This is a genomic window from Rhodanobacter caeni, from assembly GCF_039523575.1.
GTDB lineage: Bacteria > Pseudomonadota > Gammaproteobacteria > Xanthomonadales > Rhodanobacteraceae > Rhodanobacter > Rhodanobacter caeni.
On sequence record NZ_BAAAFO010000004.1, the window covers coordinates 210393 to 224466 of the forward strand.

The 14074-nt window shown below is 65.3% G+C and carries 12 protein-coding genes; 1 reads left to right on the forward strand and 11 read right to left on the reverse strand.

Annotated elements, in window-relative coordinates:
* From ABD017_RS13520 to ABD017_RS13545, 6 genes are all read right to left on the reverse strand, one after another.
* The gene (locus ABD017_RS13520; protein WP_156458304.1) at window positions 1-234 is read right to left on the reverse strand and encodes a hypothetical protein; all 234 of its coding nucleotides are present in this window, start codon (window positions 232-234) and stop codon (window positions 1-3) included.
* Between the two features lie 97 nt (window positions 235-331).
* The gene (locus ABD017_RS13525) at window positions 332-655 is read right to left on the reverse strand and encodes a P-II family nitrogen regulator (RefSeq protein WP_056602717.1); all 324 of its coding nucleotides are present in this window, start codon (window positions 653-655) and stop codon (window positions 332-334) included.
* Complete coding sequence (locus ABD017_RS13530; protein ID WP_343883309.1) at window positions 652-3780, reverse strand: efflux RND transporter permease subunit; 3129 nt, start codon at window positions 3778-3780, stop codon at window positions 652-654. Before ABD017_RS13530 ends, ABD017_RS13525 begins: the two co-directional genes overlap by 4 nt.
* Complete coding sequence (locus tag ABD017_RS13535) at window positions 3780-4877, reverse strand: efflux RND transporter periplasmic adaptor subunit (RefSeq protein WP_343883310.1); 1098 nt, start codon at window positions 4875-4877, stop codon at window positions 3780-3782. The genes ABD017_RS13530 and ABD017_RS13535 overlap by 1 nt, the downstream gene beginning before the upstream one ends.
* On the reverse strand, window positions 4874-6037 hold the full coding sequence (locus ABD017_RS13540) for a TolC family protein (protein ID WP_235578660.1): 1164 nt from the start codon (window positions 6035-6037) through the stop codon (window positions 4874-4876). Before ABD017_RS13540 ends, ABD017_RS13535 begins: the two co-directional genes overlap by 4 nt.
* A 212-nt stretch (window positions 6038-6249) precedes the next feature.
* A complete protein-coding gene (locus ABD017_RS13545; protein ID WP_343883311.1) occupies window positions 6250-6573 on the reverse strand; it encodes a hypothetical protein in 324 nt (107 codons plus the stop codon).
* Window positions 6574-6911: 338 nt separating this feature from the next.
* On the opposite strand from ABD017_RS13545, the gene ABD017_RS13550 reads away from it, so the two are divergent.
* Window positions 6912-7376 carry a DUF305 domain-containing protein gene (locus tag ABD017_RS13550; protein ID WP_056602721.1) on the forward strand — a complete coding sequence of 155 codons (465 nt, stop codon included), beginning with the start codon at window positions 6912-6914 and terminating at the stop codon, window positions 7374-7376.
* A gap of 68 nt (window positions 7377-7444) precedes the next feature.
* On the opposite strand, the gene ABD017_RS13555 is transcribed toward ABD017_RS13550, so the two are convergent.
* The 5 genes from ABD017_RS13555 to ABD017_RS13575 form a co-directional block, all read right to left on the reverse strand.
* Complete coding sequence (locus ABD017_RS13555) at window positions 7445-7798, reverse strand: copper-binding protein (RefSeq protein ID WP_056602723.1); 354 nt, start codon at window positions 7796-7798, stop codon at window positions 7445-7447.
* 3 nt (window positions 7799-7801) lie between these two features.
* Window positions 7802-10978 (reverse strand): efflux RND transporter permease subunit, encoded by a 3177-nt coding sequence (locus ABD017_RS13560; RefSeq protein WP_056602725.1) that lies wholly within the window; start codon window positions 10976-10978, stop codon window positions 7802-7804.
* Window positions 10975-12264, reverse strand: coding sequence for an efflux RND transporter periplasmic adaptor subunit (locus ABD017_RS13565; RefSeq protein WP_056602727.1), 1290 nt, complete (start codon window positions 12262-12264; stop codon window positions 10975-10977). Before ABD017_RS13565 ends, ABD017_RS13560 begins: the two co-directional genes overlap by 4 nt.
* Complete coding sequence (locus tag ABD017_RS13570; RefSeq protein WP_056602730.1) at window positions 12261-13532, reverse strand: TolC family protein; 1272 nt, start codon at window positions 13530-13532, stop codon at window positions 12261-12263. The genes ABD017_RS13565 and ABD017_RS13570 overlap by 4 nt, the downstream gene beginning before the upstream one ends.
* A gap of 82 nt (window positions 13533-13614) precedes the next feature.
* Window positions 13615-14028: a hypothetical protein gene (locus ABD017_RS13575; protein WP_056602732.1), complete on the reverse strand. Its 414-nt coding sequence runs from the start codon at window positions 14026-14028 to the stop codon at window positions 13615-13617.
* Window positions 14029-14074: the final 46 nt, after the last annotated feature.

Sequence of the window (14074 nt, forward strand, 5' to 3'; positions counted from 1 at the left end):
TCAACCCTCCAGCATCTGCTGACGCGACTCGGTATCGCCATGCAGCCAACGGTAAAGCGCCGTCAGCGCCGGAGGAATGCCACTGAACACAATCGCTACGTCCTTGACCGAGCCGAAGGCCATGAACTGCAGGCCGCAGATCACGAATCCTTGCCGGCCCTGCTTCTCGTTTGCACCGCACAGCACGCCGTGACCGTGGCCGCGATCGTGTTCGTCGGAGTCTGTCGTGCTCATGCGGGTCTCCTGTGCGGTGGTCACTCTACGCGAGCACCGCGGTGTTATGACATGACACCGAAAATGATGGGCGGGGAGTACCCCCGCCCAATCATCGTCAGCCCATTTGGCCGTCGATCGGCCACGCCCGATCCACCGTGCTCTGGTAGACCCAGCCCGCCACGCTCTGGCCGGTGCGCCCGTGCAAACGGATCAGTTGCACGGCACGCTCTGCCTGGTCGTCTTCGCAGAACACCTCCAGCTTGATCTGCCTGGTCACGCGTTCGCCCAGTTCCATCGAATAGCTCTGTTCCTGGGCACTGAGTGCAGTCAACTGGCCTTTGACATCGCTAAACGACAGGTAGTGGAATCCACCGTCCTCCAAGGCGTGGATGACGTCGACCACGCGGCCGCGATGGATGAATGCCTTCACTTCTTTCATGGGGCGTTCTCCTTGGTGAGGCGCCGGGCGGCGCGTTCTTCGATCCAGTCGTAGAGCACTGGCAGCAGTACCAGGGTCAGCAGGGTCGAGGTGATCAGACCGCCAACCACGACAGTGGCGAGTGGACGCTGGGTTTCCGCACCGACGCCGCTGGAAAGCAGCATCGGCACCAGGCCCAGGATCGCCACGCTCGCGGTCATCATCACCGGCCGCATGCGCAACGCGGTGCCGCGGATCACGGCTTCCCGGACGGGCAGCCCCTTTTCACGTTGCTCATTCAGGAAGCTCACCAGCACGATGCCGTTCAGCATCGCCACGCCGAACACGGCGATGAAGCCGATCGCCGAGGGTACCGACAGGTATTGCCCGGTGATCGCCAGCCCGACGATGCCGCCGATGGTGGCGAACGGCACGTTGGCCAGGATCAGCGCGGCGTACTTCACCGAGTTGAAGGCGGTGTAGAGCAAGACGAAGATGAAGAAGATCGTTGCCGGCACGATCAGCGACAACCGCTTCAATGCCCGCTGCTGGTTCTCGAACGCGCCACCCCATTCGCTGTAGTAGCCCGTCGGCAACTTCACCTGCTGCGCGATCGCGGCATTGGCGTCCTTGACGAAGCCGTCGATGTCGCGGCCGCGCACGTCCATCTGGATGACGGCGTAGCGCTGCAGCTGCTCGCGACGGATGAACGAATAGCCTTCCGCATCACTGACCTCGGCCACCTGCGACAACTGCACCAGCGCGCCGCTGGCGGTGCGGATCGGGATGCGCTGGATCGCTGGCAGGGATGCCTTGTCGGCATCGTCCAGCCGCACGGTGATGTCGAAGCGCCGGACGCCGTCGAGTAGGGTGGAGACCGGCTCGCCGCCGATGCCGTTCTTGACCACGGTGAGCACGTCGTCGGCGTTGAGCCCGTATCGTGCCAGCGCATCGCGGTCGACCTGGATGCGGATCTGCGGTTTGCCGATGTTCGCTTCCAGCGCGAGGTCCGCCACGCCGGGCACACCGGCCAGCACGTCCTTGATCCGCCCGCTTAGCCGGTCCAGTTCACCCAGGTCGTTGCCGTAGAGCTTCAACGCCAGGGTGGCACGCACGCCGGAGATCAGTTCCTCGATGCGCATCTGGATCGGCTGGGTGTAGCTCACCACCGCGGTGGGCAGCGCGGCGGTCAACTCCTTCTGCATAGCCTCCTCGATGCTTTCCAGCGTCTGCCCGTCGCGCCACTGGTCCTTGGGTTTGAGCGGCGTATACACCTCCATGTAGTTGACGTCCGCCGTCTCACCCTTCTCGGCGCGGCCGATCATCGCCAGCGTGGTTTCCACTTCGGGAAACTTCTGCTTGATCAGCGTAGCGACCTGCTTGGAGATGTCGATCGATTCGTCCAGCGAGGCCGAGGGGATGGAGGTGATGCGCCACATGATCGCGCCCTCCTTGAGGTTGGGCATGAACTCCTTGCCCAGGAAAGGGAACAGCGCCAGGCTGCCCACCAGCGCCGCACCAGCAATGGCGAGCACGACCTTGCGGCGGGCCAGCGACCAGGCCAGCACCGTGGCGTAGTGGCGCTTGAGGAAGGCCACCAGACGGGTGTCCTTCTCCTCCTTAGGCTTGAGCACCAGCGCGGCGAGCACCGGGATCAGCGTCAGCGCGAGCAGCAGGGAGCCGCCCATGGCGAAGCTGATGTTGAAGGCCATCGGCTTGAACATCTTGCCTTCGAGCCCCTGCAGGCTGAACAGCGGCAGGAACACCACGATGATGATGAGGATCGCGAACGCCACCGGGTTGGCGACCTCACGGGCGGCCGCCAGCACGGCGGCGGTGCGGTCCACCGGCAATCCGTGGGCCTTGCGCTCGGCCATGATGCGGAAGGCGTTCTCCACCATGACCACCGCGCCGTCCACCATCATGCCGATGCCGATCGCCAGGCCGGCCAGCGACATCAAGTTGGCCGAGAGGCCGACCTGGTCCATGCAGATAAAGGCGATCAGCATGGCAAGCGGCAGGGCCACCACCACGACCAGCGCGCTGCGGAACTCGCCCAGAAACAGAAAGAGGATGATCGCGACCAGGATCGAGCCTTCGATCAGCGCCCGCACCGCGGTTTCCACCGCTGCGTTGACCAGCTCGGTGCGTTCGTACACCGGCTTGACGACCACGCCCGGCGGCAACGCCTGCTTGACCGTATCGAGTTTGGCCTTGACTGCATCGACCACGCTCTTGGCGTTCTCGCCGATGCGTGCCAGCGCCTGGCCCATGACCACTTCCTTGCCGTCGCGGGTGACCGCGCCGGTGCGCGGTGCGCCGGCTTCCACGATATCGGCAACGTCGCGCACGTAGACCGGTGTGCCGTCCTCGCTCTTGAGCACAATGCTGCCGATGTCCTTGGCGTCCTGCACCAACCCTAAGCCACGCACGAGGTACTGCTCGCGGCCGACGTCGATGAAGTTGCCGCCGACTTGCGCGTTGTTCGCCTGCAAGGCCTCGATCACGTCCTTGAAGCCCAGCCCGTGGGCGATCAGCTTCATCGGATCGATGCGCACCTGGTACTGCTTCTCCTGGCCGCCCCAGGAGGTGACATCGTCCACGCCGGGTGCGGTGCGCAGGATCAGCCGGATGGTCCAGTCCTGCAGCGTGCGCAGGTCCATGTCGTTGGGTGCCTTGGCGGCATCCTTGAGCGTGGCGTCGGCGCGCTCCACGGTGTACCAGAACACCTGGCCCAGGCCCGAGGTGTTCGGACCCATCTCCGGCTTGCCGTAGCCGGCCGGCAGGCGATCGCCCACCTGCTGCAGCCGTTCGTTGACGAGCTGGCGGGCGAAGTAGATGTCCATGTCGTCATCGAAGTAGACCGACACGTAGGACAGACCAAACAGGCTGACCGAGCGGATCTGCTGCACCTTGGGCAGGCCGGCGAGCGCCGACTCGACCGGGGTCGTGAGCAACTGCTCCACGTCCTCGGCGGCCAGGCCAGAGGCTTCGGTGTAGACGTTGACCTGCACCGGCGTAACGTCGGGGAAGGCATCGATGGGAAGCTGGCGCACGGCCTGGAAGCCGAGGAAGCCGATCACCGCGAAGGCGATCAGCACCAGCACCTTGTAGCGCAGGGAGAGTTCAACGAGGCGTTCGAGCATCATTCCTCTCCCAGTTGCGAGCGCAGCAGGCGCGCCTTCAGGGCGAAGGCGCCCTTGCGCACGTAGGTGTCGCCGGGCTTGAGGCCCTGGGTAATGACGGTCCAGCCCTCGCGGGTGTCGCCGGTGACCACCGGTGCCGGCTCGAACTGACCCTCGCCCTTGGCCAGGAACACCGTGGGCTGGTTCTGCAGCAGGACGATCGCCTCGGCGGGTACCGCCAGTGCCTTGGAACTGCCGCCGACGGCCAGGCGCGTCTCGACCAGTTCTCCCGGGTGCAGCAGATCCTTGCGGTTGTCGACCTCGATACGCACCGGCACCGTGCGGGTGCGCTCGTTGGTCTGATGCGAGCGCTGCACCACCCTGCCGGGCAGGGACGTGTCGTGTGCAATCACGCGGGCCCGACCGCCGGCCTCGACTCGCTCGGCATCGGCGGGCGCAAGCTGTGCCTCGACCCATACCGAGTCCTCCTTGACGAGGGTGAACAACGTGCGGCCGGGCTCCACGCGCTCGCCGACCAGGAAATCGTCGGTGGTGACGCGGCCATCGGCCGGAGCCAGCAGTTCAAAGCTGCCGTCGGCGGCCGACGAGCCCTTGTGCAGCAAGCCGTTGATCTGCCCTTCGGACAAGCCGTAGGCGCGCAGCTTGGCGCGAGCCTGGTCGCGGGCCACCTTGGCTTCGTTGTAGCGGCGCGCCGAAACGGCTTGCGGACCCAGCGCCGCGATGCGCTGCCAGTCCTGCGCGGCCACGATCAGCGCCCCCTGGGTTTCGGCCACTTCCACGCTCGAGAGCACCACCAGCGGATCGCCGGCTGTTACCACGTCACCGAGCTTGGCCTTGCGCGCGAGCACCTGCGATTCCACGCGCGGTGACACGAGCACAGTGGAATAAGCGTCGGCCTTCACTTCACCGGGTGCCTTCAGCTCATCCGTCAGCGTGTGCGGCGCGGCCTTGTCGAGGACAAGGCCGGCGTCCTTGATCGCCTTGGCGTCCAGCGCGAGCGGATTGGCGGGTGCCGGTTCCTGCGCCATGACGGGGCCGGCCAGCGCAGTAAACAGTGCCATGCCCAGCAGGCTGCGTTTCAAAAGAGAGAGATTCATCGGGAGACTTCCAGATTGGGGCCGTTTTGAGTACGGCCGTCGAGCCAGTCGGTCAGACGGCCCGCAGCGGTGAGGTAGTCGAACCAGGTCTGCCAGGTCTGGCTTTCCAGTTCCTGGCCGGACAGTGCGGTGTCGAGACTTTGCTTGAGCTGTACGAGGTAATCGGAGGTGCTGATTTCGCCGGCACGCCAGAGCTTTTCCAGCAGCGCGGTGCGATCCTCGAACGCGGCGGCACGGCCGGTGCGGAATGCCTCGGCGGCACCGCGCAAGGCGGCGTAGCGCGCTTGCGCTTCCTGCTGTCCGGCACGCAGCACAAATTGGCGCGAGCGCACGTCCGCGGCGGCCGCATCGGCTTCCGCACGAGCGGCATCCACTTCGGCGCGTCCCGTATTGAGCACCGGCAAGGGAATGGACACACTCACGCCGATCACCTGATCGGTCCGTGGCCCGCTGCGCACCTGGCCACCCGTCAGGCTGAGCGTGGGATCGGGGATGCGCGCCCGGCGTGCGACCTGCACGCCGGCCTCAGCGCTCGCTTGCCGGGCGCGGGCCTGACGCAGTTCCGGCAGCTCGTCGACGGGCAACGGCGCGGCACTTTCGAGTGCCGGTGACAGGCCCTTGGGCAACGGAGGCAGCGCGGTCAGTTGATCGCCGCTGATGGCCAGCAGCGCCGCACGGGCCGCGGCCTCATTGCTCGCGAGCGTCGCCTGTTGCACCTGCGCCTCACCCAAGGCCAAGCCGGCCAGATCGCGCTCCGGACTGCTGATATCGCCGACCTTCAGTCGCTGCGCGGCCAGGTCATCGAAGCGCTGCATCAGCGCTAGGCGACGCTGACCCAACTCGCTCTGTCGAGCCGCAAGTGCGGCCGTCGACCACGCTTTCAGCCAGCGGGTGGCGACGTCACGGCGCCGCAGGTTGTACCCAGCTTCGGCAGCCAGCAGGTCGGCCTCACCCTGGCTGGCCCGGGCACGACGCTTGCCGGACAGATCCAGCGGCAGGCTGATGCCCGCCGTGCGCCGATTGGCGTCCGCGTTCTCCGCATCGAGCGACAGTGAGGGGTTGTACAGCGGCTGCGCAGCGGCACGCGCACGGGCCTGGGCAGCATCAAGGTCTGCCCGCGCGGCCTGCACCTCGGGACTGGCTTGCCAGATACGGCGCACCGCATCCTGCAAGGGAGACGTCGCCAACGATGTCGGCGGAGAAGCTACCGGTGAGGAAGGATGGGATACGGGGGCGGCACTGAGCATCGCCGCATACAACAGACACACGGCGCCGATCGGCACCGAACGAAAAACAGACATGAAGCCATCTCCTGAAAACGATCACGAGGCGACGCACCGCACAGGCGGTGGCATCGCGAAACGGAACGGGTTCAGACGATGGGGGGGCGTAGCAGCGAGCCGGTCGTGGCCGGCGTGAATCCCGAATGGCGGGTGAGCGGTGCGAAGCGTGCTTCCATCATGGCGATGGGGAGCGGCGTGCTGGCCGGCAATGTCACCGAATGCGCACAGGCACAATGGCAGCTGCGCCCTTCACCCAGAAGACAGGGGTTCGCGTCGTCAGCCGATACCGTACTGACGGCGGTATCCGCCAACAAGGTGGTCGGGGCAGCAGCGGTCGCCGAAGCGAATTGCGCCCCCGGTCCATCGGCCACGCAGATCGATCCACTGACCAGTTTGATCAGCAACACGGCCACGGCCAACACCCACAATCCGCGGTGGCGGCGCAGGCGAGTCAGCAGTGATGGTGCAGACCGATACATCGTTCGATCCTATACGACAACCGCGCTGTTAGACAATTTCATTTGGGCGCCGGTCGTGATGAATTCAGACAGCCACTACCGGCACCGTTTGACCCCTACGAAGGATGGTCTATCCGCAGCACGGCGTCAGGTGCAGTCATTTCGATCGCCGCCCGAGCGCGGGCGCGCTGCGCGGAAGCGCGAGACGGCGCGTCGGCATAGCCGTTCCGCTCGGTCACGAACTTGCGACAGGCTATCGCCTACCTTGTTGCCGTTTCCTACGGAGATCCGCGATGAAGAATTCCTACGTGCGTTTCCTCGCCATGATTGCCACCGCCACGGTGGTCATGTTCGGCGTGATGTACCTCAACACTTACCGGCTGGATCACGTGTTCTGGAGCCAGACCCGCGCCTGGATGGCGCTGGTGATGGGCGCGACCATGGCGGTGATCATGCTGGGCTTCATGCTGCACATGTACGCCAGCCGCACGGTGAACCTCGCCATCGTTGGCGGCGCCGTGGTGGTGTTTGCCGCGGCGCTCTATCTCGTGCGCAGCCAGGCTACCGTGGAAGATATTTCCTACATGAAAGCGATGATTCCGCATCACTCGATCGCCATTCTCACCAGCGAACGTGCCCACATTTCGGATCCGCGCGTGCGCAAGCTCGCCGATGAAATTATCGCTTCGCAAAAGCGCGAGATCGGCGAGATGAAGGCACTGATCAAGGATCTGGAATCGAAGCAGGCGCAGCCGTAAGCATTTGTTTGGCGGCCGCCACCGTGACGGGCGCTGGTCTATGTCGATAGATGCATGCGATCTGCCGCTTATGGCTGTGCTGGCGCGATCGCGGTCACCGTGCTGGCCATGCCGGCCGGATGCAGGCTGAAGCGCACTTTGTCGCCGACCTTGACGCCCTTGAGCAGATCCGGTGACGCCAGCTTGAAGGTCATCGTCATCGCCGGCCACCCGATCGCGGCGATGGCTTCATGCTGCAACGTGACGGTGCCCTTGGCGGTGTCGATCGCCTTGACCACGCCCACGCCCTGCACGTCGGCGGGTGTGGCTTCGTGCATCCCTGCCATGCCCGGCATATTCGGATCCATCTGCTGAGGGTTGGCAAACACCGGAGCGGTGAACAGCGCAGCGGTAATCGCAAGGGTGATGAATGGCTTTTTCATGGGTCAGTTTCCTTGTGGGTTGGAGTGAAGTGTGGCGTTTGTCTTGCTGGCTTTACGCAGCCGATAACGGACCAGCAGGCGGTACGCCGCGGGTATAACGAGCATGGATAGCAAGGGTGCAGTGACCATGCCGCCGATCATCGGGGCGGCTATGCGCTGCATTACTTCTGAGCCGGCGCCATGGCCGAGCAGGATCGGAAACAGGCCGGCGAGGATCACCGCGACGGTCATCGCCTTCGGGCGCACACGCTGCACGGCGCCTTCGCGAATTGCTTCATCAAGCGCTTCTGGGCCGGCGTGCGGATCGAGCGCAAGTTGGTGCTCCCACGCATGGTGCAGGTAAAGCAACATCACCACGCCGAATTCGGCAGCCACGCCGGCCAACGCAATGAAGCCGATGATCGTGGCCACCGATACCGCATGCCCAAGCAACCAGATCAGCCACAGGCCGCCGACCAGTGCCAGCGGCACGCTGGCCATGATCAGCGCGGCTTCGCTCACGCGGCGGAACACGGCATAGATCAATAGAAAAATGATCACCAGCGCAATCGGTACCACCACCTTGAGTCTTTCCATGGCGCTGGCCAGGTATTCGAACTGACCGGACCAAGCCACGGTCGTACCCGGCGGCAAGGTGACTTGCTGCGCCACCGCGCGTTGCAGGTTGGCCACTACCGTGCCCAAATCGCTGCCGGCCGTATCAACGTAGACATACGTGGCCAACCGGCCGCCCTCGCTTTTCAGCATGGACGGTCCTGCTTCAACGGCAATGTCCGCGATCTGGCCAAGTGTGATCTGTGCACCGTTGGCAGCGACGATCGGCAACTGCCGCAGCGCTCCGATGGAATCGCGCTCGGCACGCGGGTAGCGCACCACGATGGGATAACGCTCACGCCCTTCGACGGTCTGACTGATCGGATCGCCGCCGACCACGGTCGCGATCAGTTGCTGCACGCGCTCCTGGGTCAGCCCGTAGCGCGCGGCAGCGTCACGGCGGATGGCTAAATCGACGTAGCGACCACTGGTCGGACGCTCGGCAATCGCCGAACTGACACCGGGTACGGTCTTTGCCACCGTCTCGATCCGATCGGCCACGGTCTGCAGCGTGACCAGGTCGGTGCCTAGCACCTTGATGCCGATCGGGCTCTTGATGCCGGTGGAGAGCATGTCGATGCGGTTGCGGATCGGCGGCACGAACAGGTTGGTGAGCCCCGGCACATGTACCGCCTTGTCCAGTTCCGCCTTGATCCTGTCCATCGTCATGGCCGGCCGCCACTGGTCCTTCGGCTTGAAGGTGATCGTGGTCTCGAACATCTCCAGTGGCGCCGGATCGGTGGCGGTGTCGGCGCGCCCCGCTTTGCCAAACACGTGATCAACCTCGGGCACGGTCTTGATCATGCGATCGGTCAACTGCAGCAACTGCGAGGCCTTGCCGGCGGACAGCCCGGGCAGCGCGGTGGGCATGTACAACAACGTGCCTTCGTCCATCGCGGGCATGAATTCGCTGCCTAGCTTGGCCATCGGCACGAGCGCGGTAAGCAGCAGCACACCGGCCAGCACCAGGGTCGCTTTCGGATGCTGCAGCACGGCTTCAAGGAGCGGGCGATAGCCGCGGATCAAGCCACGGTTGAGCGGATTGTCGCCCTCGGCACGGATACGCCCGCGGATCAGATAACCCATCAGCACCGGCACCAGCGTCACCGCCAGCCCGGCCGCTGCCGCCATCGCGTAGGTCTTGGTGAAGGCCAGGGGTTTGAACAGTTTGCCTTCCTGTCCCTGCAGCGCAAAGACCGGCACGAACGACAGCGCGATGATCAACAGGCTCACAAACAGTGCCGGGCCCACCTCGGCGGCGGCATCGGCGACCAGCGACCACCGCTGCGCACCTTGCGGTTCACGGCCGTCGTTCGCGTTACGCCAATGCTCCAGATGCTTGTGCGTGTTCTCGATCATCACGATCGCCGCATCCACCATCGCGCCGATCGCGATCGCGATACCGCCGAGCGACATCAGGTTCGCCGTGACGCCTTGCAGATGCAGGGCAATGAAGGCCACCAGCACGCCCAGCGGCAGCGTGATCACGGCCACCAGCGCCGAGCGCAGGTGCCATAGAAACAACACGCAGACCAGTGTCACGACCAGAAATTCCTCGAACAACTTGGTCCACAGATTGCTCACCGCGGCGTCGATCAGTTGCGAGCGGTCGTAAGTCGGCACGATCTCGACGCCGGCCGGCAGGCTGCGCTGCAGTTCCGCCAGTCGTGCTTTCACGGCGGCAATGGTGGCCTTCGCGTTCTTGCCCGTGCGCATCACGATAATGCCGCCGACCACTTCACCTTGCCCGTCCAGCTCGGCGAGGCCGCGACGAAACGTCGGGCCACGCCGCACCGTCGCCACGTCGCGCAGCAGCACCGGCACGCCGCCGGCGTTGGTCGTGATGGGTACGTTTTCGAAGTCCGCGCGACTCTTCAGATAGCCTTCGCTACGCACCATCAGTTCCGCTTCACCCTGTTCGATCACCGAACCGCCGTTGGCGCCGTTCGCACTGCGGATGGCATCGACCAGTTGCTCCACGGTGATGCCACGCGCGGCCAGCGCCTGCGGATCGGGCACGATCTGCCACGCCCGTTCCATGCCGCCCAGGGTGGCGACTTCGGCGACGTTGGGTACGGTCTTGAGCTGATAGCGCAGGAACCAGTCCTGCAGCGCACGCAACTGGCCAAGATCGTGCTGACCGGTGCGATCAACCAGCGCGTATTCGTAGATCCAGCCGAGTCCCGTGGCATCGGGACCAAGGGCGGGCGTAACGCCGGCCGGCAGTTGATCGCGTGCCTGGCTCAGGTATTCGAGCACGCGCGAGCGCGCCCAATACAGATCGGTGCTGTCATCGAACAACACATCGACGTAGGAGTCGCCAAAGAACGAAAAGGCACGCACCGTCGTCGCGCCGGGCACCGAGAGCATGGTGGTGGCCAGTGGATAGGTAACCTGTTCCTCGACCACCTGCGGCGCTTGACCCGGGTAGCTGGTGCGGATGATCACCTGGGTGTCGGACAAATCGGGCAGCGCATCGACCGGCGTGCGCGTCACCGAGAACATGCCCATCAGGGCCAAGGCCAGGGCAGCCAACAGCACGAACACGCGATGGGCGATCGCTGCTCGAATCAGGGCGGCGATCATTGGCCGTCTCCCATCGGCATGTCGTGCATGGGCGTGCTCGCGGTCGGCGCCGGTTGGTCGGCGGTGCCGTTCAGGCGTTCCAGAGCGCCGGACAGGCTCGCCTCCGAATCGATCAGGAACTGGCCGGAGACCACCACTTTCTCGCTCCCATGCAGGCCGTCGAGAATTTCCGTATAGCCGCCGGCTGCGCGCCCAGTGCGTACCGATACAGCACGGAAATGACCATCTCCCTCGGCGAGAATGACTCGCGTGTGGGTGCCCGTCGCGATCAGCGCGTCGTCCGGCACCACCGGTACTGCCTCATCCGGAGTCGGGTTGAGTTGCACGCTGGCGAACATGCCTGGACTCAAGGCACCGTCGGGGTTGTCAAGCACGATGCGCGCGCGCTGGGTGCGTGTCATCGCATCCACATCCGATAGCAAGGTTTCCACGGTGCCGTGGAACGATCGACCCGGCAGCGCATCGACCGTGACAACCACCGGCGTGCCGCTGCGCACCGTGCCTGCCGCCGCCTGCGGCAGCGCAGCCTCGATCCACACGGTGGACAAGCCATTCACGGTCATCAAGGTCTGGCCGGCCGTGACACGCTGGCCTTCACGCACATCCAGTGTCGTGACGACGCCCGCCTGTGGTGCATGCAGGGTGATTGCGGCACCCGAACCACGGCGAGCTGCCCGGATGTCAGCAGGGGTCAGGCCCAGCACCTGCAGCCGTTGCCGTGCGGCGGCACGCAGGTCTTTCGCGTCGGCCGATTGCGCTTGTTGAAGCGCGCCATATTCGGCCAGCGCGCTGCTCCATTGCGGAGCCAGCAACTGGGCCAGCGGTTCGCCGGCTTTGACCACGGTGTAAGGCGCGCGCACGTCAAGCTTGCTCACCACCGCATCGGTGCGCGCACTGATGGTGATGGCTTGCCGCAGATCCCAGGTGATGGTGCCCGGCACCTGGATGGCTGATGCCAGCACGCGACGCTCGACCGGGGCCGTGCGCACACCCAGATTCTGCACCGTCGCGGGGTCGATCCTGACGACATCCTCGGCCGCGCCCTCGTCGGCATACTTGGGCACCATCTGCATGCCCATCGGCGACAGGCCCGGCTTGTCGAAGTGTTGCTGCGGCACCATCGGGTCGTACCAGTACAGCACCTTGCCGGCCGTGCCCGGCGCAGTCACCGACGAATGCGCCGGCGCCGGCGCCGTGGTGGCTTGGTGACGGCCACCGAGATAGCCGGCGACGAGCAGTGCAACCGCCGCGACGACGGCGGCAAAGATCACCAAAGGACGCTTCATGGCGTCACCTCCGAAGGCAGCAGATAGGCAAGCGAAGCCCACAACCGTGCGCGTGCGGCCAACGCATCGGCATAGCTCAGGCGCAATTCAATCTCGTCGCGCCGGGCATCCAGCCATGGCTGCAATGTGCCGCCTCCGCGGTAGCCGGCCAGCGCCGTGGTGGCGCGATCCCGATCCAGCGGCAGCAAGGTGTCCTGGTAGCGCTGGATTTGCTGATTCCATCCCTGCCACGTCGCTACGGCGCGTGTGACTGCCTCGCGCTGGGCGCGCCGCGCGTCCTCGTGGTCGGCCTGCACCGCGTCCCACTGTGCCTGCCGGGCGCTGATGCCACGATCCTGCCGATTGCGCGTGAACAGCGGCAGGCTGACGCCCACCTCCAGCATCACCATGTCCGACAGGCCCGGCGCGCGCCGACCATAGCTGGCAGTCACGCTCCAGTCCGGATGCTTGGCCGCACGTGCCCGCTCGAGCGCCGCCTGAGCAACCTGCTCGCGTGCCTGCCACGCCTGCATCGGCGCCTGCTGGTCGATGCGCTCCTCCAGGTGATCTGCCGCGACCGGCAGTTGACCAAAATCCGGCGCTTCGGCGAGGTCGAAAACGCTCGGACCAAGCCAGCGCTGCAGGCCGGCTTGGGCAGCGACAAGATCCGCGTCAATCGCTTCCAGACGGTTATCGAGTGAGGCGGCTTCGGCACGGGCGGCCAGCGCGTCGGTCGCGTTGCCTTCGCCGCCCCGCAATCGCGCCTGCGTGACCTGGACAGCCAGCACGCTTTCGCTGCGCAACGTGGCCAACACCGTACGTTTCTGCTGAGCCGCCCACACGTCGATCCACGCATCGGCGATGCGTTCTTGCACGGTCTGCATCGTGGCCGTGCGGTCAGCTTCCGCCGCATCGATCTGCGCAGCGGCCAGCCCGCGCTCGGCGTCGCGCGCCGCTCGCGATGGAATCGTCTGCATCACACCGACGGTACGCGCCGTCATCCCGTCCGAACGCAGGCTGAAAGCGCCCGGATTGGTGACGGGGAAATTGGAAAGCCCGAACGTCAGAGTGGGATCCGGCAACTGCCCGGCACGCGCGGATTCCTCGCGGGCTGCCGCCGTATCGGCGGCACGCGCATCGAGTTGCGGTGCCCGTGCCACGCCTTGCTGGACAGCCGCTTTCAGCGTCAGCGGCGGTTCGGCGGCATGCGCCGTCGCAGCCACGGCTCCCCACAGGAGCGCGGCCAGACCCGTCACCATCAGGTGCCGGGCAGAGTGAAAGGAGAACATGGTTGAACACTCCGTCGATCTGCGGTTTGCGGCGCGCCACGCAGGCGCGACGCCACGTACGTCGATGCCTCGACGTGTCAGATCAGATCAGGAGTGAGCAGAACAACAATATGGGCGGAGGTGGTGACGCGCGCAAATGCCCGACCCGTTGGAGCGCGCGATTCGATGACAGTGTGACGGCCGCGGCCGATATCAGCATCGGCGGCATGGCCGGCAGTGGGCTCAGGGGCACCGACGCGGTGTGCGCCTCAACCTGCGTGGTGTGCTCGGGCGCGCAATGCTTCTGGCACAGCGGGCTGGCTGGGGACTCTTGATGCTGCGCACAGCCGTCGTCCATGCCCGGCATCGAGTTCACCAACGCGGTCGCCGTCGCCGCTTTGGGTACAGTCGGACAAACATAAGCAGCCAGTGCCGTCTGCTGCCAAAGCATCAGCAGCGTCACCAGCCAGAACAGGCGGCGACGTGTGGTGCGATGCATGCGGAAAGGACGGGCCATGGACACCACTTTATCTCGAAAATATCAAGGTTTGCGTTGACTTGAA

What these genes read in the sequence shown, in the direction of transcription:
- ABD017_RS13535 (WP_343883310.1), bottom strand. Translation starts at nt 4,877, where the DNA reads ATGAATCTCTCTCTTTTGAAACGCAGCCTGCTGGGCATGGCACTGTTT.
- ABD017_RS13565 (WP_056602727.1), bottom strand. Translation starts at nt 12,264, where the DNA reads ATGAAGCGTCCTTTGGTGATCTTTGCCGCCGTCGTCGCGGCGGTTGCA.
- ABD017_RS13570 (WP_056602730.1), bottom strand. Translation starts at nt 13,532, where the DNA reads ATGTTCTCCTTTCACTCTGCCCGGCACCTGATGGTGACGGGTCTGGCC.
- ABD017_RS13520 (WP_156458304.1), bottom strand. Translation starts at nt 234, where the DNA reads ATGAGCACGACAGACTCCGACGAACACGATCGCGGCCACGGTCACGGC.
- ABD017_RS13560 (WP_056602725.1), bottom strand. Translation starts at nt 10,978, where the DNA reads ATGATCGCCGCCCTGATTCGAGCAGCGATCGCCCATCGCGTGTTCGTG.
- ABD017_RS13530 (WP_343883309.1), bottom strand. Translation starts at nt 3,780, where the DNA reads ATGCTCGAACGCCTCGTTGAACTCTCCCTGCGCTACAAGGTGCTGGTG.
- ABD017_RS13555 (WP_056602723.1), bottom strand. Translation starts at nt 7,798, where the DNA reads ATGAAAAAGCCATTCATCACCCTTGCGATTACCGCTGCGCTGTTCACC.
- ABD017_RS13575 (WP_056602732.1), bottom strand. Translation starts at nt 14,028, where the DNA reads ATGGCCCGTCCTTTCCGCATGCATCGCACCACACGTCGCCGCCTGTTC.
- ABD017_RS13550 (WP_056602721.1), top strand. Translation starts at nt 6,912, where the DNA reads ATGAAGAATTCCTACGTGCGTTTCCTCGCCATGATTGCCACCGCCACG.
- ABD017_RS13525 (WP_056602717.1), bottom strand. Translation starts at nt 655, where the DNA reads ATGAAAGAAGTGAAGGCATTCATCCATCGCGGCCGCGTGGTCGACGTC.